At 72.7% G+C, this 20,325-nt stretch carries 18 protein-coding genes and 1 pseudogene; 16 read left to right on the top strand and 3 right to left on the bottom strand.

Annotated elements, in window-relative coordinates:
- Nucleotides 1–13: 13 nt before the first annotated feature.
- From KV394_RS17155 to KV394_RS17125, 7 genes are all read left to right on the top strand, one after another.
- The gene (locus tag KV394_RS17155) at nucleotides 14–1,123 is read left to right on the top strand and encodes a Gfo/Idh/MocA family protein (protein ID WP_247981989.1); all 1,110 of its coding nucleotides are present in this window, start codon (nucleotides 14–16) and stop codon (nucleotides 1,121–1,123) included.
- A complete protein-coding gene (locus KV394_RS17150; protein WP_247981988.1) occupies nucleotides 1,120–2,640 on the top strand; it encodes a sugar ABC transporter ATP-binding protein in 1,521 nt (506 codons plus the stop codon). Before KV394_RS17155 ends, KV394_RS17150 begins: the two co-directional genes overlap by 4 nt.
- Nucleotides 2,637–3,737 carry an ABC transporter permease gene (locus KV394_RS17145; protein ID WP_247981987.1) on the top strand — a complete coding sequence of 367 codons (1,101 nt, stop codon included), beginning with the start codon at nucleotides 2,637–2,639 and terminating at the stop codon, nucleotides 3,735–3,737. Before KV394_RS17150 ends, KV394_RS17145 begins: the two co-directional genes overlap by 4 nt.
- Nucleotides 3,734–4,804 (top strand): ABC transporter permease, encoded by a 1,071-nt coding sequence (locus KV394_RS17140; protein ID WP_247981986.1) that lies wholly within the window; start codon nucleotides 3,734–3,736, stop codon nucleotides 4,802–4,804. The genes KV394_RS17145 and KV394_RS17140 overlap by 4 nt, the downstream gene beginning before the upstream one ends.
- Nucleotides 4,805–4,818: 14 nt before the next feature.
- On the top strand, nucleotides 4,819–6,015 hold the full coding sequence (locus KV394_RS17135) for a substrate-binding domain-containing protein (RefSeq protein ID WP_372490612.1): 1,197 nt from the start codon (nucleotides 4,819–4,821) through the stop codon (nucleotides 6,013–6,015).
- 77 nt (nucleotides 6,016–6,092) lie between these two features.
- Nucleotides 6,093–6,944 carry a sugar phosphate isomerase/epimerase family protein gene (locus KV394_RS17130; RefSeq protein WP_247981985.1) on the top strand — a complete coding sequence of 284 codons (852 nt, stop codon included), beginning with the start codon at nucleotides 6,093–6,095 and terminating at the stop codon, nucleotides 6,942–6,944.
- Between the two features lie 56 nt (nucleotides 6,945–7,000).
- Nucleotides 7,001–8,008, top strand: coding sequence for a sugar phosphate isomerase/epimerase family protein (locus KV394_RS17125; protein ID WP_136031084.1), 1,008 nt, complete (start codon nucleotides 7,001–7,003; stop codon nucleotides 8,006–8,008).
- A 120-nt stretch (nucleotides 8,009–8,128) separates the two neighbouring features.
- On the opposite strand, the gene KV394_RS17120 is transcribed toward KV394_RS17125, so the two are convergent.
- Entirely contained in the window at nucleotides 8,129–9,091 is a 963-nt protein-coding gene (locus KV394_RS17120; RefSeq protein WP_136031082.1) for an NYN domain-containing protein, read from the bottom strand.
- Entirely contained in the window at nucleotides 9,084–10,079 is a 996-nt protein-coding gene (locus tag KV394_RS17115) for a Gfo/Idh/MocA family protein (RefSeq protein WP_247981984.1), read from the bottom strand. The genes KV394_RS17120 and KV394_RS17115 overlap by 8 nt, the downstream gene beginning before the upstream one ends.
- A 104-nt stretch (nucleotides 10,080–10,183) precedes the next feature.
- Here KV394_RS17115 and KV394_RS17110 point away from each other — a divergent pair.
- The 9 genes and pseudogenes from KV394_RS17110 to KV394_RS17070 form a co-directional block, all read left to right on the top strand.
- Nucleotides 10,184–10,609, top strand: a pseudogene (locus tag KV394_RS17110) (LLM class flavin-dependent oxidoreductase); the annotation flags it as partial.
- A 59-nt stretch (nucleotides 10,610–10,668) separates the two neighbouring features.
- Nucleotides 10,669–11,550, top strand: a complete 882-nt coding sequence (locus KV394_RS17105; protein ID WP_247981983.1) for an LLM class flavin-dependent oxidoreductase — start codon at nucleotides 10,669–10,671, stop codon at nucleotides 11,548–11,550.
- Between the two features lie 128 nt (nucleotides 11,551–11,678).
- Nucleotides 11,679–13,313: a TIGR04028 family ABC transporter substrate-binding protein gene (locus KV394_RS17100; protein WP_247981982.1), complete on the top strand. Its 1,635-nt coding sequence runs from the start codon at nucleotides 11,679–11,681 to the stop codon at nucleotides 13,311–13,313.
- A 16-nt stretch (nucleotides 13,314–13,329) separates the two neighbouring features.
- Complete coding sequence (locus KV394_RS17095; RefSeq protein ID WP_136030853.1) at nucleotides 13,330–14,307, top strand: ABC transporter permease; 978 nt, start codon at nucleotides 13,330–13,332, stop codon at nucleotides 14,305–14,307.
- The gene (locus KV394_RS17090) at nucleotides 14,304–15,194 is read left to right on the top strand and encodes an ABC transporter permease (RefSeq protein WP_247981981.1); all 891 of its coding nucleotides are present in this window, start codon (nucleotides 14,304–14,306) and stop codon (nucleotides 15,192–15,194) included. The genes KV394_RS17095 and KV394_RS17090 overlap by 4 nt, the downstream gene beginning before the upstream one ends.
- 55 nt (nucleotides 15,195–15,249) lie before the next feature.
- A complete protein-coding gene (locus tag KV394_RS17085; protein ID WP_247981980.1) occupies nucleotides 15,250–16,893 on the top strand; it encodes a dipeptide ABC transporter ATP-binding protein in 1,644 nt (547 codons plus the stop codon).
- Nucleotides 16,890–17,936 carry a putative FMN-dependent luciferase-like monooxygenase gene (locus tag KV394_RS17080; RefSeq protein ID WP_247981979.1) on the top strand — a complete coding sequence of 349 codons (1,047 nt, stop codon included), beginning with the start codon at nucleotides 16,890–16,892 and terminating at the stop codon, nucleotides 17,934–17,936. Before KV394_RS17085 ends, KV394_RS17080 begins: the two co-directional genes overlap by 4 nt.
- Nucleotides 17,933–18,580: a CMD domain protein gene (locus KV394_RS17075; RefSeq protein WP_247981978.1), complete on the top strand. Its 648-nt coding sequence runs from the start codon at nucleotides 17,933–17,935 to the stop codon at nucleotides 18,578–18,580. Before KV394_RS17080 ends, KV394_RS17075 begins: the two co-directional genes overlap by 4 nt.
- Nucleotides 18,577–19,281, top strand: a complete 705-nt coding sequence (locus tag KV394_RS17070; RefSeq protein WP_247981977.1) for an alkylhydroperoxidase domain protein — start codon at nucleotides 18,577–18,579, stop codon at nucleotides 19,279–19,281. Before KV394_RS17075 ends, KV394_RS17070 begins: the two co-directional genes overlap by 4 nt.
- 75 nt (nucleotides 19,282–19,356) lie before the next feature.
- Here KV394_RS17070 and KV394_RS17065 read toward each other — a convergent pair whose 3' ends face one another.
- Entirely contained in the window at nucleotides 19,357–20,301 is a 945-nt protein-coding gene (locus tag KV394_RS17065; RefSeq protein WP_247981976.1) for a quinone oxidoreductase family protein, read from the bottom strand.
- Between the last annotated feature and the right edge of the window lie 24 nt (nucleotides 20,302–20,325).

The raw sequence follows: 20,325 nt of genomic DNA, 5'->3' as shown, positions 1-20,325 counted from the left end.
CAGACTCCCCGACATGACAACGGATGTCACAGACACCGGTCTCGGGACGATCCGAGCCGGCATCCTCGGCGGGGGATTCATGGCCCGCGTCCACCGCGCGGCAGCGCGCGACGCAGGGGGAGAGCTGCGGGCGATCGCCACCCGGTCGGCCGCGGGCGGACGCGATGCGGCGCAGGCCCTGGGGGCCGAGCGGGCGGAGGTCGACGCCGACGCCCTCCTCGACGCCGACGACATCGACGTGGTGCACATCTGCACCCCCAACGCCACGCACGCCGACCTCGCGCGCCGCGCGCTGCACGCCGGCAAGCACGTGATCTGCGAGAAGCCGCTCGCGACCACCGCGGACGACGCCCGCGAGCTCGCGGAGGCGGCCGCCGCGGCCGGCCTCATCGGCGCCGTCCCCTTCATCTACCGCTACCACCCCATGGTGCGCGAGGCCAGGGCCCGCATCGCCAGGGGAGAGGCGGGAGACCTGCTCACCCTCGACTGCTCCTACCTCCAGGACTGGATGCTGCTGCCCGGCGACGACGACTGGCGCGTGAGGTCTGAGGCAGGCGGCGCCTCGCGCGCCTTCGCCGACATCGGCTCGCACCTGTGCGACCTGATCGAGTTCGTCACGGGAGAGCGCATCCGTGCCCTCAGCGCCCGCAGCCGCCGCGTCTACGCGGAGCGCGGCGGGCACGCCGTCGACACCGAGGATCTCGTCGCCGTGCTCGTCGAGACCGGCTCCGGCGCGCTCGGCACGCTGCTCATCTCGCAGATGGCACCGGGGCGGAAGAACGCCCTCACCCTGGAGCTGCACGGCTCGCGGCAGAGCCTGCGGTTCGAGCAGGAGCGCCCGGAGGAGCTCTGGGTCGGGATGCGCGAGGAGTCCCGGCTGCTGCTGCGCGATCCCGCGACCGCCGGCGCCGATGCGGGCCGGCTGCAGCGGGTGCCAGCGGGGCATGCGATGGGCTACCAGGACGCGTTCAACGGCTTCGTGGCGGACGTGTACGCCGCGATCGGCGGGGCTCGACCGGACGGACTCCCGACCTTCGCCGACGGACACCGCTCCGCCGTGCTCACCGAGGCCGTGCTCGACTCGGCGGCGCACGACGGCCGATGGGTGGAGGTGACCGCATGACCGCCACGACGACGCAGCCCGTGCTCGCGGCGCGCGGCATCCGCAAGTCGTTCTTCGGCGTGGAGGTGCTGCACGGCGTCGACCTGGACGTGCGACCGGGTGAGGTGCACGGCCTCGTGGGCGAGAACGGTGCGGGCAAGTCCACGCTCATGAAGATCATCGCCGGAGTGCAGCTCGCCGACGAGGGCACCCTGACGTACCTCGGCGAAGAGGTGCACCACGCGCACCCGCGTCAGGCCATGGACGCGGGCATCGTGACCGTGTTCCAGGAATTCACCCTCCTGCCCGAGCGCACGGTCGCGCAGAACGTGTACCTCGGACGTGAGCCGCGCCGGGCGGGCTTCGTGGACGTGCGCGGCATGAACGCGAAGACGAGCGCACTGCTCGACGACCTCGGAGTGTCGTTCATCGACCCGCAGGCCCGCGTCGGCTCGCTCACCGTGGCCGAGCAGCAGATCGTCGAGATCGTGAAGGCCCTGTCGTTCGACGCCCGGGTCATCTCGATGGACGAGCCGACGGCGGCGCTCAGCGACCGCGAGGTCGAGCTGCTGTACGCCATCATCCGCCGGCTCACCTCGCGCGGGGTCGCGGTGCTCTACGTGTCGCACCGGCTCAAGGAGATCTTCGACCTCTGCGACCGCATCACCATCCTCAAGGACGGCGCCCTCGTGTCCACCGACGACACCGCGGCGCTCACGACCGACGAGCTCGTGCGGCGCATGGTCGGCCGCTCCATCCAGTCGTACTTCCCCGACGCGCTCGAGGGCACCGAGGTGGGGGAGCCGCGGCTCGAGCTCGACGGCTGCGGCAACGCCTACGTGGACGGGGTGTCGCTCACGCTGCGCGCCGGCGAGATCGTCGGCGTCGCCGGGCTCCAGGGCTCCGGACGCACAGAGCTCGTGGAGGGCGTGTTCGGCATCCAGGCGTTCACGCGCGGCACGATGCGCATCGACGGCGCCCCCGTGCGCATCACCGGCCCCCGGGTGGCCGTCCGTGCGGGGCTCGCGCTCGTGTCGGAGGACCGCAAGGCGCAGGGCCTCGCGCTCGGCCAGTCGGTGCTCGACAACGCCCTGCTGGTCGTGCGCAGCGTGTTCGCCGGGCGCACGGCCGCGTCGCGCCGCGAGGTGCCCGGCGTGCTCAGCGCGCTGGAGGTGTCGTCGCGCGGGCTCGACCAGGAGGTGCGGTACCTCTCCGGCGGCAACCAGCAGAAGGTCGTGCTCGCGAAGTGGCTGCTCACCGGACCGCAGATCGTGCTGTTCGACGAGCCGACACGCGGCATCGACGTGGGCGCGAAGTACGCGGTGTACGAGCTGATGCGCCAGCTCGCGGCGCAGGGCACGGCCGTGCTGATGGTCTCGAGCGAGCTGCCGGAGGTGATCGGCATGAGCGACCGCATCCTGGTGATGCACGACGGGGAGCTGGTCGCCGAGCTGCCCGCGGGCTCCGCGGAGCACGAGATCCTCGCCGCGGCGACCGGTGCGGATGCGCGCCCCTCGACCGAGGGAGGCCAGCGATGACCACCGCCACCCGCCCCCGGCTGCGCATCGACTCCACCGTGATCGTGCTCGGCATCCTCGTGCTGACCCTCGTGGTCGGGGCGATCCTCGTCGCGACCGTCGGCCGCAACTTCCTCAGCCCCGGCAACATCCGCGACGTGCTGACCGGCATGAGCGTGCTCGGACTGGTCGCGATCGGGCAGACGCTCGTGGTGCTCGGGGCGTCGCTCGACCTCTCCGTCACCTACGTCATCAGCCTGTCGAGCCTGCTCGCGGCCACCCTGATGAACGGCAACCCCGGCAACATCCCGGTCGCCGTGGCCGTCACGCTGCTGGTGTGCGCGGGCATCGGGCTGCTCAACGGCGTGATCGTGACGGTGCTCAAGGTGAACGGCTTCATCGCCACTCTCGGCGTGGGGCTGATCCTCCAGGGCATCCTCAACACGAACTTCGAGGGCTCGGCGGGCAACGTCCCCTGGGCGTTCCAGCTGATCGGCGCCACCGGCGTCGGGCCCGTCCCGGTGTCGACGATCATCATGATCGTGCTCGCCGTGGTGGTCTGGGTGCTGCTGAACCGCACCCGCACCGGCGCGCACCTGTACGCCGTCGGCGGCGACCCGGAGATCGCACGGCTCAGCGGCGTGCGCACGCGGATGCCGCTGATCTGGGCGCACGTGCTGTGCTCCGTGTTCGCGGGGCTCGCCGGACTGCTGCTCGCGAGCCGCCTCGGCGTCGGGAGCCCGACGGTGGGGCAGCAGGGCGGCTATGCGCTGCTCTCGATCGCCGCGGTCGTGCTGGGCGGCACGCTGCTCCTCGGCGGCCGCGGCTCCATCTGGGGCACGATCGGCGGCGTCGCGATCCTCGCGGTGGTCGACAACGTGATGAGCGTGCTGCAGGTGAACCCGTTCCTGAAGGACGTGGTGCGCGGCGTGGTCATCGTCGCGGCGGTCGCGGTGTACAGCCGTCGCGCGATCGTGCGGCGTCGCCCGCGCTTCGGCGCCGGGGGCACGCGCACCGGGGGCGATGCGGCGGCCAAAGCCGCGGAGGCCGAGATGGCGGCGGCGGCGCGGGAGCTCGCGCCCAGTCCCGGCTCCACGACGGAAGGAACGCGCTCATGAAGGCCCTGCGCACCCTCGTCAGCCCGCGCGGCGCCGTGTTCCTGCTGCTGGTGGTGCTGCTCGTCGCGGTCACGATCCTCAACCCGAGCTTCGCCGAGCCGGGGCAGTTCATGCGGTTCCTGCAGCGGGTCGCACCCATCGCCATCGTCGCGATCGGGCAGTACTTCGTGATCATCGCCGGCGAGTTCGACCTGTCGCAGGGCTCGCTCATCACGGCGCAGGTCATCATCGCCGGCAACCTGGTGGGCCAGGACGACGCCCGCACCATCCCGGTGCTGCTGCTCATGGTGGTCTTCGCGGTGGCCGTCGGGCTCGTGAACGGCCTGATCACGACGCTGCTGAAGGTGCCGTCGTTCATCGTGACGCTCGGCATGATGCTCGCGCTGCTCGGCGGGGTGATGTGGTGGACAGGGGGAGCGGCCACCGGAAACCCCGCCGACAGCTTCCGCGAGATCGGACGTGGCGGCCTGCGCGACGTGCCGCTGCTGGACTTCATCCCGTGGGCGGTGCTGCTGCTGATCGTGTGGCTCGCGCTGGGCATCGTCCTCACGAAGCGGCCGCTCGGCAAGACCCTCATCGCCATCGGCGACAACGCCAGGGCCGTGGACTACGCCGGTGCCCGCCGCGCCTGGGTCACCACGCGCGCGTTCGTGATCTCCTCGCTCTCGGCCACGCTGTCGGCCGTGCTGCTGGTCGGCTATGCGGGCGTGCACCCGTCGGTCGGCCGCGGCTACGAGTTCACCGCCATCACGGCGGTCGTGCTCGGCGGCGTCGTGCTCGGCGGTGGCCGGGGCTGGATCGTGGGCGCGGTCGCCGGGGCGTTCACGCTCGAGGCGCTGTTCATGCTCCTCAACATCGCGGGCGTGCCGTCCACGCTGCGCGACGCCGTGCAGGGCGTCATCATCATCGCTGCGGTGGCCTACTCCGCCGTCGCCTTCCGTGCCCGCCGCGCACGCGGCCCCCAACCCGCGGCGCCGGAGCCCGCGGAACCCGAACCCGCGGCGCCCGTGACCCACGGGGCCGCCACGACCTCACGCACCATCCACACAGAAACCAGAGGAGATTAGCAATGCGACGATCGATGAAGATCGCCACCGCCGGGGTGGCCCTCTTCGGCCTCATCGCGCTCGCCGGGTGCACGACCGACCCGTCCGTGGCGCCGGCGGAGTCGGAGAACCCCGAGCAGGCGGCGGAGACGACCGAGTGGTTCGACCAGGAGCTGTTCGACAAGCAGGACGAGGAGCGCGGCGTGGAACCCCAGGGTCCCGCCGACGAGCCCTACCTGCAGCACATCAACGCCGAGATGGTCGACACGTCCGAGTTCGCCAGCGCCGGGGCCAAGAAGGCCTGCTTCGCGAACGCCTCGATCTCCAACCCGTGGCGGCAGACGGGCTGGATCACCATGAACGAGCAGCTCAAGGCGCTGCAGGAGGCCGGGGCGATCAGCGAGATGGAGACGCGCGACGCGCAGGACTCCGATGACACGCAGATCGCCGACATCGACTACTTCATCTCGGAGGGGAACTGCGACGTGTTCCTCATCTCGCCGAACAGCACGGCGGCGATGACGCCCGCCGTCGACCGGGCGTGCGAGACCGGGAAGCCCGTGGTGGTGTTCGACCGCGGTGTGAACACCGACTGCCCCGTCACCTTCATCCACCCCATCGGCGGCTTCGCCTGGGGCATCGACACGGCCGAGTTCCTGATCGACAACCTGGAGGAGGGCGACAAGGTCGTGGCCCTGCGCATCCTCCCCGGCGTCGACGTGCTGGAGCACCGCTGGGCCGGTGCCGAGAAGCTGTTCGACGAGGCGGGCATCGAGGCCGTGGACTACTTCACGGGCGCCGACCCGGCGGAGATCAAGAGCATCATCAGCGACGAGCTCGCCAAGGGCGACGTCGACGGCATCTGGATGGACGCCGGTGACGGCGCCGTCGCGGCCATCGAGGCGTTCGAGGACGCCGGCGCGGACTACCCGGTCATGACCGGTGAGGACGAGATGAGCTTCCTGCGCAAGTGGAAGGACACGGGCCTCACCGGCCTCGCCCCGGTGTACTCGAACTTCCAGTGGCGCACCCCGCTGCTCGCGGCGCAGATGATCTTCGCCGGCCAGGAGGTGCCGAAGGAGTGGGTGCTGCCGCAGAAGCCCATCACCGAGGCGGAGCTGGACGACTACCTGGCGGCGAACGAGGGCATGCCCGACGGCCACTACGCCAAGTTCGGCGGGGAGAACCTCCCCGGCTACCCGACGGTGTGGCAGGAGCGGCAGATCCCGTAACCGCCTGCGCTCCCGCCCTTCCGCTCCGTGTCACCGGGGTGGGAGGGTGGGAGCGACTCCCTGATCGAAGGACAACGATGCCCCGCACGATCGCCGTCAACACCTGGGTGTGGACGTCTCCGCTCACCGACGAGACGCTGGAGCCGCTCGCGCACACCGCCGCACGGATGGGCTACGACGCCCTGGAACTGCCGCTGGAGAACCCCGGCGACTGGGACCCCGTGCGGGCGCGTGCCGTGCTGGACGGCCTCGGGATGGGCGCGGTCCTGGTCGGCGCGATGGGGCAGGGGCGGTCGCTCGTGGCACGCGCGGGCGACGTGCCGGCGACGCAGGAGTACCTGCGCGCCTGCCTCGACGCGGCCGCGATCCTCCGTTCCCCGGTCGTGGCCGGTCCGTTCTACGCGCCCACCGGGGCGCCCTGGCGGATGGACGCGGGGGAGCGCACCGCGGTCGTGGCCGAGCTGCGGGAGAACCTGGCGCCCCTGGCGGACGAGGCGGCGGCCGCCGGGCTCATCCTCGCCGTCGAGCCTCTCAACCGGTATGAGACGAGCGTGCTCAACACGGTCGCGCAGAGCCTCGACGCGCTCGAGCCGCTGCTGGGCGCGGGCGTGGGGCTCGCCCTCGACACGTACCACCTCAACATCGAGGAGAAGCGGCCGGCCGACGCGATCAGGGCCGCGGGATCCGCGATCGCCCACGTGCAGGTGTGCGGCAGCGACCGCGGGGCGGTGGGCGACGACCACACCGACTGGCCGGGCATCCTCGCGGCGCTCGACGACGCGGGCTACCGCGGGGTGCTCGGGCTGGAGAGCTTCACCGGCGAGAACGCGACGATCGCGGTCGCGGCGTCGGTGTGGCGCCCGCTCGCTGCGAGCCAGGACGAGCTCGCCGCGCGCAGCATCGCCCATCTGCGCGCCCTCGGTGCCTGACCTCGCGACCCCGCCCGCCCCGCCCCGTACCCCGTACCCGCGACCAAGGAGGATCCATGAGCACTCGTCCGGTCACCCTGTTCACCGGCCAGTGGGCCGACCTGCCGTTCGAGGAGGTGGCCCGGCTCGCCGCCGAGTGGGGCTACGACGGGCTGGAGGTCGCGGCCTCGGGGGACCACCTCGACCTGCGCCGCGCCGACGAGGACGACGCCTACCTCGCCTCGCGCCGCGAGATCCTCGACCGACACGGCCTGCGGCTCTTCGCGATCTCGAACCACCTGGCGGGCCAGGCCGTGTGCGACGCCCCGATCGACTTCCGCCATCAGGGCATCCTGCGCCCGTACGTGTGGGGCGATGGCGAGGCCGAAGGGGTGCGGCAGCGAGCGGCCGAGGACATGACGCGCGCCGCCCGGGTCGCCCGCAAGCTCGGGGTCGACACGGTCGTGGGCTTCACCGGCTCGTCGATCTGGCCCTACGTGGCGATGTTCCCGCCCGTGCCCGCCGCCGTGATCGAGCAGGGGTTCCAGGACTTCGCCGACCGCTGGAACCCGATCCTCGACGTGTTCGACGGCGAGGGCGTGCGGTTCGCGCACGAGGTGCACCCGGGTGAGATCGCCTACGACTACTGGTCGAGCGTGCGTGCGCTCGACGCGATCGACCACCGCGAGGCGTTCGGGTTCAACTGGGACCCCTCGCACATGATGTGGCAGAACATCGACCCGGTCGGGTTCATCGTCGACTTCGCCGACCGCATCTACCACGTGGACTGCAAGGACACCCGGATGCGTCCGCACAACGGCCGGGCGGGCGTGCTCGGGTCGCACCTGCCGTGGGGCGACCCGCGGCGCGGCTGGGACTTCGTGTCGACCGGTCACGGTGACGTGCCGTGGGAGGACGCCTTCCGGGCGCTCGACGCGATCGGCTACGACGGCCCGATCTCGATCGAGTGGGAGGACGCCGGCATGGACCGGCTCCACGGTGCCCCCGAAGCGCTCGGCTTCGTGCGGTCGCTGCTGTGGCCGCCGCCCGAGGCCGCGTTCGACGCCGCCTTCAGCAACCAGTAGGGGCCGGACCTCGGCCTGGATGGGCCAGGCCCCGCGCAGGCGGGTGGATCAGGCCCGGCGCAGGTGGGGGGATCAGGCCCCGCGCCGGCGGGTGGATCAGGGCTCGCGCAGGCGGGGGGATCAGGGCTCGCGCAGGCGGACGAGGCGCTCGTGCCCCGTCTCCTCGAGCTCGGCGATGTCGTCGCGCGACTTCAGGAAGTCGGAGAACGACCGGTAGCCGAGCGCCTTCTCGCTGAAGGACGGGTCCATGCGGCGCATGTGCGTCTTGACCGCTGAGCTGTGCAGCCACTCGTCGGCATCGGCCTTGTCGTGCCCGAGGCGCAGCGCCCGCTCCAGCAGACGCGTGGCCTCGCCCTGGTCGTCGATCTTCTCCTCAACCTTGGGCTCCTCGGTCTTCGCGGCCTTGGCCTTCGCGCGCGTCTTGGGTGCCGCCTTCGGCTTGGTCGCGGTGTCCGCCGGTGGGGCCGCGAGTTCCGCCGGGGCCTCCGCGGGCGTGCGGTTCACGCTCTTCGCCGGGCGGGCGACACCGGGCAGCGAGTCGTACGACTCGAACTCGTCGCACGCGGCGGCGAGCGACTTCGCGGTGGAGCCGGCCACGCCGACCCCGATCACGTAGCGGCCGAGGCGCTTGCAGCGCTGCGCGAGCGGCACGTAGTCGCTGTCGCCCGCCACGATCACCACGTGGGTGAGGTCGGGCAGGCGGAACATGTCCTCCACCGCGTCGACCGCGAGCCGGATGTCGGCGCCGTTCTTGGCGTACGCGGCGGCCGGGAACAGCTGCACCAGGTCGACCGCACGGGCCACGAGTTGCGAGCGGTACTCGGCGTTCACGGGCGACGACCAGTCGGCGTAGGCCCTGGTGAGCACGAGGGTACCGAACGAGGCGGCGTAGTCGATGATGGCGCCGACCTCGATCATCGCCCTGTTCAACCGCTCGGCGACCTCGGGGTCGTTGGGGTTCTCGGTGATGCGCTGGCGGTCCTTGCCGTACGAGTTGCGGCCGTGGACGCGGTCGTACCAGGAGATGACGATGTTGTCGAAGTCGAGGTAGACCGCGACACGGGCGTCGGGGGTCTCAGCCACGGTGGTCCTCCTCGCCGGGGTAGCGGACGCCGATCTGGGCGCGGATCTCGTCGAGCGCCCCCATGATCGCGACGCTCTCGGCGATCGGGAGGATGTCGCCGGCGAGGTTCCCCTCGGCCACGAGACGCTCCGCCGCGATCGCCTCGAACTGCATCCCGCGCCCGGTGATGTCGGTCACGTACTCCTCCGCGACCGTGCCGTCGGGCAGCACCAGACGGAACGTGGTGGGCGCGTACCAGACGCGATCGATGTCGATGCGGGCGGCGGTGCCCACGATGCTCGCCGCGTTGGGGCCCGCGCCGCGCGAGGACGACAGGCTGGTCGACACTGCGCCGCCCTCGTGCGTCATGACCGTGGCGACCTCGGAGTCGGCGCCCGTCTCGACCAGGCGGCCCACCGCGCGGATGCTGGTGGGGGCGCCCAGGATGTCCCAGATGAACGAGATCGGGTAGATGCCGAGGTCGAGCAGCGCGCCGCCGCCCAGCTCCAGCGCGTTCAGGCGGTGCGCCGGGTCGGTCGGCAGGAGCTGCGTGTGGTCGGCGCTCACCGTGCGGATCTCGCCCAGCGCCCCCTCGGCGATCAGCTCGCGGATGCGCACCATGTGCGGCAGATACCTGGTCCACATGGCCTCGGTGACCAGCAGGCCGCGCCCGGCGGCGAGCGCCTGCAGGTCGGCGGCCTCGGTCTGGTTCAGCGTGAACGCCTTCTCGACCAGCACGTGCTTGCCGTGCTCCAGGGCGAGCCGGGCGTTCTCGTGGTGCATCGGATGGGGTGTGGAGACGTAGATGATGTCGACGTCGGGATCTGCCACGAGCGCCTCGTACGAGGCGTGCGCGTGCGGGATGTCGAACCGCGCGGCGAACGCGTCGGCGGACTCCTGCGAGCGCGAGCCGACCGCGACCAGGTCGAGGCCCGCCGTGCGCAGGTCGGAAGCGAAGGCGCCGGCGATGCCGCCGGTCGCGAGGATTCCCCAACGAAGACCAGTCATCCTCTCAGCGTAGAGGGTGGGGTGGACATGTCGCCGTGTGACGTCGCGTGACCCCCGGCTTCCGCGCCGTGGTCGCCGCCGTCCCGCGCTCCTAGCGTGACGGCATGACCGAACCCCTCGTGATCGGCGCCATGGTGCGCACGCTCGGTGCCTACCCGTCCGGCTGGCGTCACCCCGGAGCACACCGCGACCCCGCACGCGACGCCGATGTCCTGCGGCGCATCGCCGCGGCGGGCGAGGAGGCCGGGCTCGACTACCTGTTCTTCGGCGACTGGCTCGCGACGGGCCCCGACCTGGAGTTCCGCGACCCGTACCTGCTCGCGCGCATCGACCCGGTCAGCGCCGTGCTGTTCCTCGCCGGCCTCACCTCGCGCATCGGGCTCATCGCGACCTACGCGGATCCATACACGACCGCGCGGGCGCTGGCGTCGCTCGACGTGCTCTCGGGCGGACGCGCCGGGGTGAACCTGGTCACCGGGGCCGAGCCGCGCGCGGCGGGCAACCACGGACGCGAGGCGCACGCCGACAACGAGACCCGCTACGACCGGGCCGAGGAGTTCGTCACGGCGCTGCGCCGGCTCTGGGACTCGTGGGACGCCGACGCCTGGATCGCCGACGCCGAACGCGGGGTGCTGATCGACGCCGACCGGCTGCGCGCCGCGAACCTGGAGGGCGCGCACGTGCGCGTGACGGGACCGCTCAACTCGCACGGCCGCCGCAGGGGCGCATCCCGGTGGTACACGCCGGCACGTCGCCGCGGTCGCGCGCGCTCGCCGCGACCGCGGCCGACCTCGCCCTCATCGCCTCGCCGACCCTGGCCGACGCGGTCGCCACGCGGCGGGGGCTGCGGGAGATCGCGGCGGAGGCCGGGCGCTCGCCGGAGGAACTGCGGGTGATCGCGCCCGTGCTGCCCGTGGTCGCCGAGACGCACGCCGAGGCGCAGCGCATCGTGGCGCGGTTGCTCGCGCTCGTGCCGCTCGCGGAGGGGCCCCAGGTCGAGCGCCCCGGTTTCCCAGCGAACCGCACGGTCGCGGCGCTCGCGGACGCCCTCGACGTGCCGGGGGACGACCCCCTGCGCGACGCGGCCTTCGACGCCCCCGTCGGTCCCGCCGAGGCGCTGCGCCTCGGCGGACGAGGGGCCGCCCTGATCGAGCGCGTGGCACACCTCGCGGGTCTCGGCATCGGCGCCGACGCAGCCCTCACCTGGCGGCACCTGGTCGCCGCGCACGCCGTGCCCGCCGCGTTCGTGGTCGGTGACGCCGCCGCGGTCGCCGACCACTTCGAGACGTGGCGCGACGCGGGAGCGGCCGACGGGTTCAACGTGCTCTCGGCGTTCCAGCCCGCGCAGTTCGAGGCGTTCACGCACCTGGCGGCGCCCGAGCTGCGGCGACGCGGACTGCTGCGCGAGCACGGTGACGGCGCGATCACGCTGCGCGACCGCCTGCGTGTGACGTCGCGTGTCGATGCGTGACCGCGGGTGTCGCCGGGCGACCTTCCGCGTCCGCCGCCCGGCGCGCACCGCCCGCCGCTTCCTAGCGTGAACCCCACGCCGCACCCCTACCCACCTGCACCCACCCGCACCCCCGAGGAGTCCTCCGCATGAGCCGCCGCCTGATCCGCACCGCCGCCGTCGCGCTGCCCCTCGTCCTGGCCGGGAGCCTCGCCGCGTGCGCGACCTCCGCCGCCCCCGCCGGCACACCGACCGACGCCGGGGCCCCTGTCACGGGCGGCACGCTCACGTACCTGGAGCACCAGGCGTACACGAACCTGTACCCGCCGCAGGCCGGCTTCTACCCGAACGGCGGCATCGTCAACAACATCGCCGCCCGGCTCACGTGGCAGAACCCGGAGACGCTCGAGATCGAGCCGTGGGTCGCCGCGGACTGGACCGTGAACGACGACGCCACCGAGTACACGTTCGACCTGAACCCCGGCGTCACCTTCTCGGACGGCACGCCCCTCGACGCCGCCGCCGTCGCGAAGAACTTCGACACCTACGGCCTGGGCGACGCCGACCGCGGGCTCACCGTGTCCGAGGCGATCAACAACTACGCCGGCAGCGAGGTGGTCGACGAGGACACCGTCACGTTCCGCTTCTCCGCCCCGTCGCCCGGGTTCCTGCAGGCCACGTCCACCATCAACTCCGGCCTGCTGTCACCCGACACGCTCGACGGCACGATCGAGGACTTCGGCGCGGGCAATGCGGCCGACATCATCGGCTCCGGTCCGTTCACCGTCACCGACGAGAAGCTCGGCACGGAGTACACCCTCGCCGCGCGCGACGACTACGCCTGGGGTCCGGAGAGCGCCGACAACGACGGCCGCCCGTACCTCGACGCCGTGCACGTGCTGATCACCCCGGAGGACTCCGTGCGCATCGGCTCGCTGCTCGCGGGGCAGGCCGACTACGTGCGCTACGTGCAGGCGTTCGACGAGGATCGTGTGGAGGGCGCCGGCTTCACGCTCTACGTCCCGCAGACCCGCGGCGTGAACAACTCGATCGCCCTGCGGCCGGACAACCCGCTGCTCTCCGACATCCGCGTGCGCCAGGCGATCATCGCGGCCGTGAACGCGCAGGAGGTGGTCGACACGCTCTTCACCGAGAACTACCCGGTGGCGACGTCGGTGCTGTCCTCCCAGGCGGTCGGCTACAAGGACGAATCGGAGCACTACACCTTCGACCCCGACCGGGCCGAGGAGCTGCTCGACGAGGCCGGCTGGACGCCCGCAGGCGACGGCATCAGGGAGAAGGACGGCGAGCGCCTCGCGATCACGGTCTACGAGGCGAAGCCGCAGCCGCTGTCGAAGCAGACGCTGGAGCTGATCGCCCAGCAGCTCGCGAAGGTCGGCGTCGAGCTGACCGTGAAGCCCGGCGATGCCGGCACCTATGCCGAGGACACGCGAGACCCGCTGAAGACCGGGTTCTATCACTCGATGGTCGGACGCGCCGACCTCGACGTGATCAAGAGCCAGTACTTCACGAAGAACCGCGACGTGCTGATCTCGCAGGACGCGACGCTCGACGAGCTGCTGCTCGCCGTGGCCTCCGAGCCCGACGCCGACGCGCGCATCGCCGCGTCGCAGGCCGTGCAGGACTACATCGCCGAGCAGGCCTACGTGATCCCGCTGTTCGAGGAGCCGCAGGTCTACGGTGCCGCGACGTACGTGCACGGCGTGGCGTTCGAGTCGGTCGGGCGCCCCACGTTCTCCGGCGTCTGGCTCGCGGAGCACTGAGGGCGACGGTGACGCGATGAGCTTCGTCCTCCGACGAGCCGGGCAGGCCGCGATCGTGCTGGTCGCGGCCTTCACGGCCACCTTCTTCCTGCTGCAGCTCCTGCCGGGCGACGCGATCCTGATCAAGTTCTCCGACCCGAGCCTCGGGCTCTCGCCGGAGCAGCTCGACGGGATCCGCGCGACCTATGGCGCCGACCTGCCGTGGTGGGAGCAGTACGTGCACGCCGGGCTCGGCTTCCTCGCCGGCGACTTCGGCTACTCGACGCAGTTCGGCACCCCGGTGCGCACGATGCTGGCCGAGGCGCTGCCCGCGACCCTGCTGCTCGCGTCGCTCGGGCTCGCGGTGGCGCTCGTGCTGGCCGTGCTGATCGCCGGCCTGTCGTCGCTGGCGCCGTTCGCGTGGCTGCGCACGGGACTGCGCCAGGTGCCCGGCCTCTTCGTCGCGGTGCCGGTGTTCTGGCTCGGGATCCTGCTCATCCAGGTGTTCTCGTTCGGCCTCGGCTGGGTGCCGATCGTGGGAGCCGACCCGGTGAGCGGTCTCGTGCTGCCCGTGCTCACCCTGGCCGTGCCGATCTCCGCGCCCCTCGCCCAGGTGCTGGTGCGGTCGATCGACCAGGTGCAGGCGCAGCCGTTCGTGACCGTGCTGCGGGCGAAGGGCGCACCGCCGGTGTGGGTGCTCACGCGCTCGGTCGCGCGCAACGCGGCGGTGCCGACGCTCACGATCGCGGGCGTGCTGTTCGGCGAGCTCGTGGGCGGCGCCGTCGTGACGGAGACCGTGTTCGGCCGGACCGGGATCGGACGCCTCACGGAGCAGGCCGTCGCGAACCAGGACATCCCGGTGCTGCAGGGGGTGGTGCTGCTGTCGGCACTCGGCTTCGTGCTCATCAGCTTCGCGGTCGACCTCGCCACGCCGCTCATCGACCCGCGGCAGCGCACCTCCGCCCGCCGCGGTCGCCCCGAACCCCGCCGGACGCTGCAGGAGGCCACCGCATGACCGCGCCCGTGATCGCCGAGACCGCGGACGTCGTCTCCGCGACCCCCTCGGCCCCCGCCCCCGCCGCGACCCCGCGGCGCCGTCGCGGCCTGCGTCGCCGCCCGTGGGGGCTCTACCTGGCCGTCGCCGCGGTGGCGCTCGCGGTGCTCTGGGCGCTGATCCCCGGAGTGTTCGCGCCGGGCGACCCGCTCACGGGCGTGCCGGCCGACAAGCTGCTGCCCCCGAGCGCCGCGCACTGGTTCGGCACGGACACGCTCGGCCGCGACCTGTTCGGCCGGGTCGTGCACGGCGCGGTGCACTCGCTCTCCGGCGCGCTGATCGCGGTGACGGTCGGCCTCGCCCTGGGCACGGTGCTCGGTGCGATCGCCGGATCGGTCGGCGGGATCGTGGACGACGTGCTGATGCGCATCGTCGACGTGCTCCTGGCGATCCCCGGCCTGCTGCTGTCGCTGTCGGTCATCATCCTGCTCGGGTTCGGCACCGTCAATGCGGCCATCGCGGTGGGACTCGGCAGCGTCGCGGCGTTCGCGCGCCTGATGCGCGCTGAGGTCGCGCGGGTGCGGCGCACCGAGTACGTCGAGGCGGCGTTCGGCAGTGGCGGGACGTTCGTCGCCGTGCTGCGCCGCCACGTGCTGCCCAACTCGCTCACCCCGATCGTCGCGCTCGCCGCGCTCCAGTTCGGCACCGCGATCCTCGCCATCTCCACGCTCGGGTTCCTCGGCTACGGCGCTCCGCCGCCCACGCCCGAGTGGGGCCTGCTGATCGCCGAGGGGCGCAACTACATCGCGACGGCCTGGTGGCTCACCGCCCTCCCCGGCCTCGTCGTGGTCGCGGTGGTGCTAAGCGCCAACCGCATTAGCCACCGCCTCGGAAGGGGAGTGCGATGAGCGCGATCTCTGCGTCCACGACCACGATCAGCCATCGCCTGGGAAGGGGAGTGCGATGAGCGCGAGCCCCGTCCTCACCGCCACCGACCTCACGGTGTCGTACGGCGACCGGGAGGTCGTGCACGGCATCTCGTTCGACATCGCCGAGGGTGAGACGCTCGCGCTCGTCGGCGAGTCCGGGTCGGGCAAGTCCACCACGGCGCACGCGCTGCTGGGGCTGCTGCCGGAGGGGGGTCGCGTCGACGCGGGGCGTGTGCTCCTCGGCGAGCTCGACATCTCCGGCTGGAGCGACCGCGCCCTGCGCAGCATCCGCGGCCCCGAGATCGGGCTCGTGCCGCAGGACCCCGCCACCTCGCTCGACCCCGTGCGCCCGGTCGGGGTGCAGGTGGAGGAGATCCTGCGCCTGCACGGGCACCGCGACCGGAGGTCGCGCCGGGCCAGGGCGATCGAGCTGCTCGACCGCGTGGGCATCGACGACCCGGGGCTGCGCGCACGGCAGTATCCGCACGAGCTGTCCGGCGGCATGCGGCAGCGCGTGCTGATCGCAACCGCGGTGGCGCTGCGCCCGCGGCTGCTGATCGCGGACGAGCCCACCAGCGCGCTCGACGCCACGGTGCAGCGCACGGTGCTCGACCTTCTCGACGAGCTCCAGCGTGAGGAGGGGACGAGCATCCTGCTGGTGACGCACGACCTGGGGGTCGCGGCCGACCGTGCCGCGCGGCTCGTGGTGCTCAAGGACGGCCGCATCGTCGAGCAGGGGGCGAGCGACGCGGTGCTCGCGGTGCCGCGGGAGCCGTACACGCGGCAGCTGCTCGCCGACGCGCCCGCCTTCGCGACCGGGTTCCGCCGGCCGGACGCACCGCCGTTCCTGCGGGATGCGGCCGCGGTCGCCGCCGAGAACCCCTACGCGATCGTCGCCGAGGGACTCGTGAAGGAGTTCCGCGTGGCGGGTCGCGAGCGGTTCCGCGCGGTGGACGACGTGTCGTTCCGCGTGCGCCGCGGCACCACGCACGCGCTCGTGGGGGAGTCGGGCTCGGGCAAGACCACCACGGCACGACTCGTCACCCGGTTCCACCGCCCTGATGCCGGATCGATCGAGGTCGCCGGGGCCGACGTGACGGCCGCGACGGGGGCGCCGCTACGCGCGATGCGCCGGCGCATCCAGCTCGTGTACCAGAACCCGTTCGCGTCGCTCGATCCGCGGCAGCACGTCGTCGACATCGTCGCGGAGCCCCTGCAGAACTTCCGCGTCGGAGGCAGGGCCGAACGGCGGGAGCGCGCACTCGCCCTGCTCGACCGGGTGGCGCTGCCGGCCGACGTCGCCCGCCGCACCCCGCGGGAGCTGTCGGGCGGGCAGCGGCAGCGCGTCGCGATCGCCCGTGCCCTCGCGATCGACCCGGAGATCGTGGTGCTCGACGAGGCGGTGTCCGCGCTCGACGTGACGGTGCAGGCCCGCATCCTCGAGCTGCTCACCTCGCTGCAGGCCGAGCTCGGGCTCACCTACCTCTTCATCTCGCACGACCTCGCGGTGGTGCGGCGCATCAGTCACACGGTGTCGGTCATGCGCCGCGGTCGTGTGGTGGAGGAGGGCCGGACCGAGGAGCTGTTCCACGACCCGCAGCACGAGTACACCAGGGAGCTGCTCGCCGCCGTGCCCGGCGTCGGCGACGCTCCCCAGAGCCGAGAGGTCCTCGCATGACCGCACCAGCCGCCGCACCCACCGTGGCGTTCTTCACCCGTCTGCTCGACGATGCGTCGCCCGCCGATCGCTACGCGCTGGCCACGGCGCAGCTCCAGCACGCGGAGCGGCACGGCATCGGTCGTGCATGGGTCGCGCAGCATCACTTCCGCGCCGCGGAGGGCGGGCTGCCGTCGCCGCTCGTGTTCCTGGCGCACGCGGCCGCGCATACGAACCGCCTCCGGCTCGGCACCGGGGTGATCACGCTGCCCCTGGAAGACCCGGTGCGCGTGGCGGAGGATGCGGTGGTCGCCGACCTGCTCTCCGGCGGGCGTCTCGATCTCGGGCTCGGCAGCGGGGGCACGCCCTCGTCGTTCGTACCGTTCGGGGAGGACGTGCGCGACAAGGCCGCCACGTACGACCGCAAGCTGCGCGTGCTGCTCGACGCGCTTGCGGGTGAGGACGTCGGCGGCGACAACACCCTGTACCCCGACCCGGGCGACCTCGCCTCACGCGTCTGGCAGGCGACGTTCTCGGCCGCGGGCGGGAGCCGCGCGGGTGTGCACGGCCACGGGCTGCTGCTCTCGCGCACGCAGCCGCGCACGGCCGAGCGCCTCCGCGCGCCGCTGTCGGAGCTGCAGGACCCCATCATCGACGCCTACCTCGATGCGCTGCCGGCCGGCGTCACGCCGCGCATCACGGCCTCGCGCACCGTGTTCGTGGCGGATGACAGGGCCGAGGCGCTGCGGTTCGCGGAGGTCGGGCTGCGGCGCGCCGCGGAGGGCTTCCGCCGCCAGGGGCAGACGATCCCGGGCGACGACCTCGACGACCTGATCGCCGCGCTCGACACCCACCTGGGCACGCCGGAGGAGGTGGCCGCCTCGCTCGCGGACGACGCGACGCTGTCCCGCGCGACCGAGGTCGCGTTCCAGGTGCACTCGGTCGACGCGCCCCACGAGCACGTGCTGCGCTCGATCGAGCTGTTCGCCGCCGAGGTCGCCCCGGCACTCGGCTACGCCCTCACCCCGTCCCCCGCGGACACGACCCTCAAGGAGAACGCATGACCGACGACATCGTCGACCGCATCGCGGAGGTGACGCCGGGGCTCGACGCGCTGCGGCGGCGCCGTCCGATCACGCGCGAGCAGTTGCAGGCGAGCTTCGACGCGCTGTTCCGCCCCGTCTCGGTGCAGCACGCGTCGCAGGCCGAGCGCGAGCTGATCGCGGCCTTCGCGACCGGGCTCGCCGGCGCCGACGACCCGACCGCGCTGTTCTACGCCGACCGGGCGGAGGCCGCCGATCCCGAGCGCGCCGCGGTGGTCAGGGCCGAGCTGGCCGGGGCCGCCGCCACCGGTCCGTTCGGCGCGTACACCGAGGCCGGGCTCCAGGGGGAGAGCACCGACGGGCTGAGGTATGCGCCGGACGCCACCGCCACGGACGCTCTGGGCGGGCGACTGGCCGCCGCGCTCGCCCACGCGCACCTGCTGGTGCTGCGGCCGCGCGAGGCCTCGGCCGCCGACCTGGGCCGCCTGCTCGACGCGGGGTGGACGCCCGACGGCATCGTCACGGTGTCGCAGCTCGTGTCGTTCCTGGCGTTCCAGCAGCGCGTCGTGACCGGGCTCCGCGTGCTCGCCGCCGCCGGACTCGCGACCGCCACCACCGCCACCACCGACCCCACCGCCGCGTCCACCGAGGAGGAGGCCGCATGACCACCACCGACGCCACCGCTACCACCGAGCCCGACACCACCGACCCCGCCATCACCGACCCCGACACCACCGATCCCGACACCACCACCGAGCCCGCCACCGCCGACACCGTGCTCCGGCACGACGACGCCCCGCACCCGCACGGGTTCACGCGCGCCGAGGTCGGGTGGACGCCGCACGTGCCCCCGCTCGCGGAGGACGAGTTGACCGAGCGGCACTATGACGGCCTGGTCGACGCCGCTCGCGCCAAGAACGACTACTTCCGTCTGCTCGCGCGCGACCCCGAGGTGCTCCGGGCGCGCACCCTGGTCGACAAGGACATCTTCTACAACGTCGCCGACGGACTGCCCAGGGCCGATCGTGAGCTGGCGGCCACCGCGGCCTCGCGGCGCAACGGCTGCGTGTTCTGCGCCTCGGTGCACTCGCGCTTCGCGGCCCATCACAGCAAGCGGCCAGACGACGTGGACCGGCTGCTCGACGAGGGCGTGTCCGCCCACCTCGGCGAGCGGTGGAACGCGATCGTCGCGGCCTCCGTCGCGCTGACCGAGACGCCCAGCGCGTTCGGGGCCGACCACATCGCGCTCCTGCGATCCGCGGGGCTCGACGACGGCGAGATCGCCGACGTGGTGCACGGCGCCGCGTTCTTCAACTGGGCGAACCGGCTGATGCTGTCGCTCGGCCGACCCGTGGCTCCGGCCTGAGCCGGGCGGCCCCGGCTATGGCACCAGGGTGATGGCTACGGCACCAGGGTGTTGGCTACGGCACCAGGATGATGGCTACGGCACCAGGATGATCTTGCCCGAGGCGGCGCCGGATTCCATGAGCTCATGGGCCCGCGCCGCCTCGGCGAGCGGGAGCTCCGGGCCGAGCTCGATCGTGAAGTCGCCCGCCGCCAGCAGCTCCACGGTCTTCTCCAGGGCCTCGGCGCGCCAGGCGAGCTCCTGCTCCGTGAGCGGGACGGGGGAGCCGCCCGAGAACGCGCGGATGCCGAAGTCGGCCGCGTCGGGGCCTCGCACGATCGTGGCGATGCGGTCGCGATCGGGCACCAGGGCGAGCGAGGTCTCGATGGCCTCGTCCGTGCCCGCGCAGTCGAGCGCCACCGTGACGGGCGACGGAGCGGCCGCGCGCACGCGGTCGAGCAGGCCGTCTCCGTATGCGACGGGGATGGCACCGAGCTCGCGCAGCTGCTCGTGCCGGGCGGGGCTCGCGGTGGCGATCACGGTCGCGCCGCCGGCCACCGCGAACTGCACCGCCGCCTGACCCACCGAGCCGGAGCCGCCGTGCACCAGGAGCACGTCGCCCGCGGTCACGCCGAGCGAGCGCAGCGCCTGATACGCGGTGCCGGCGGGGATGCCGATCGCGGCGCCCTCGGCAGCGGTCACCGCGTCGGGGAGCTTCACCAGCTTGTCGGCCTCGACCGCGAGCGCCGAGGCGTACGTGCCGACCGTGTCACGGATCGCGACGCGGTCGCCCACCTCCAGCCCGTCGACGCCCTCGCCGAGCACCTCCACCACGCCCGCGCCGTCGAAGCCGACGCCCCGCGGTTCGGTGATCGGCGGTGACGGACGCTTGCCGCTGCGCAGCTTCGCGTCGATGGGGTTCGCGCCGGCGGCCTCGATGCGCACCACGGCCTCGCCGCGCACGGCGACTGGATCGGGCACCTCCATCAGGTGCAGGACATCGGGGGAGCCGAACTCGGTGTAGACGATCGCGCTGGCCATGTCCCCAGGCTACCCGGGGAGGAC

Origin of the sequence: Microbacterium sufflavum, from assembly GCF_023101165.1 — a bacterium.
GTDB classification, from domain to species: Bacteria; Actinomycetota; Actinomycetes; order Actinomycetales; family Microbacteriaceae; genus Microbacterium; species Microbacterium sufflavum.
Note: the sequence above shows the minus strand (reverse complement) of the source record. Positions and strands in the feature narration are given on the sequence as shown.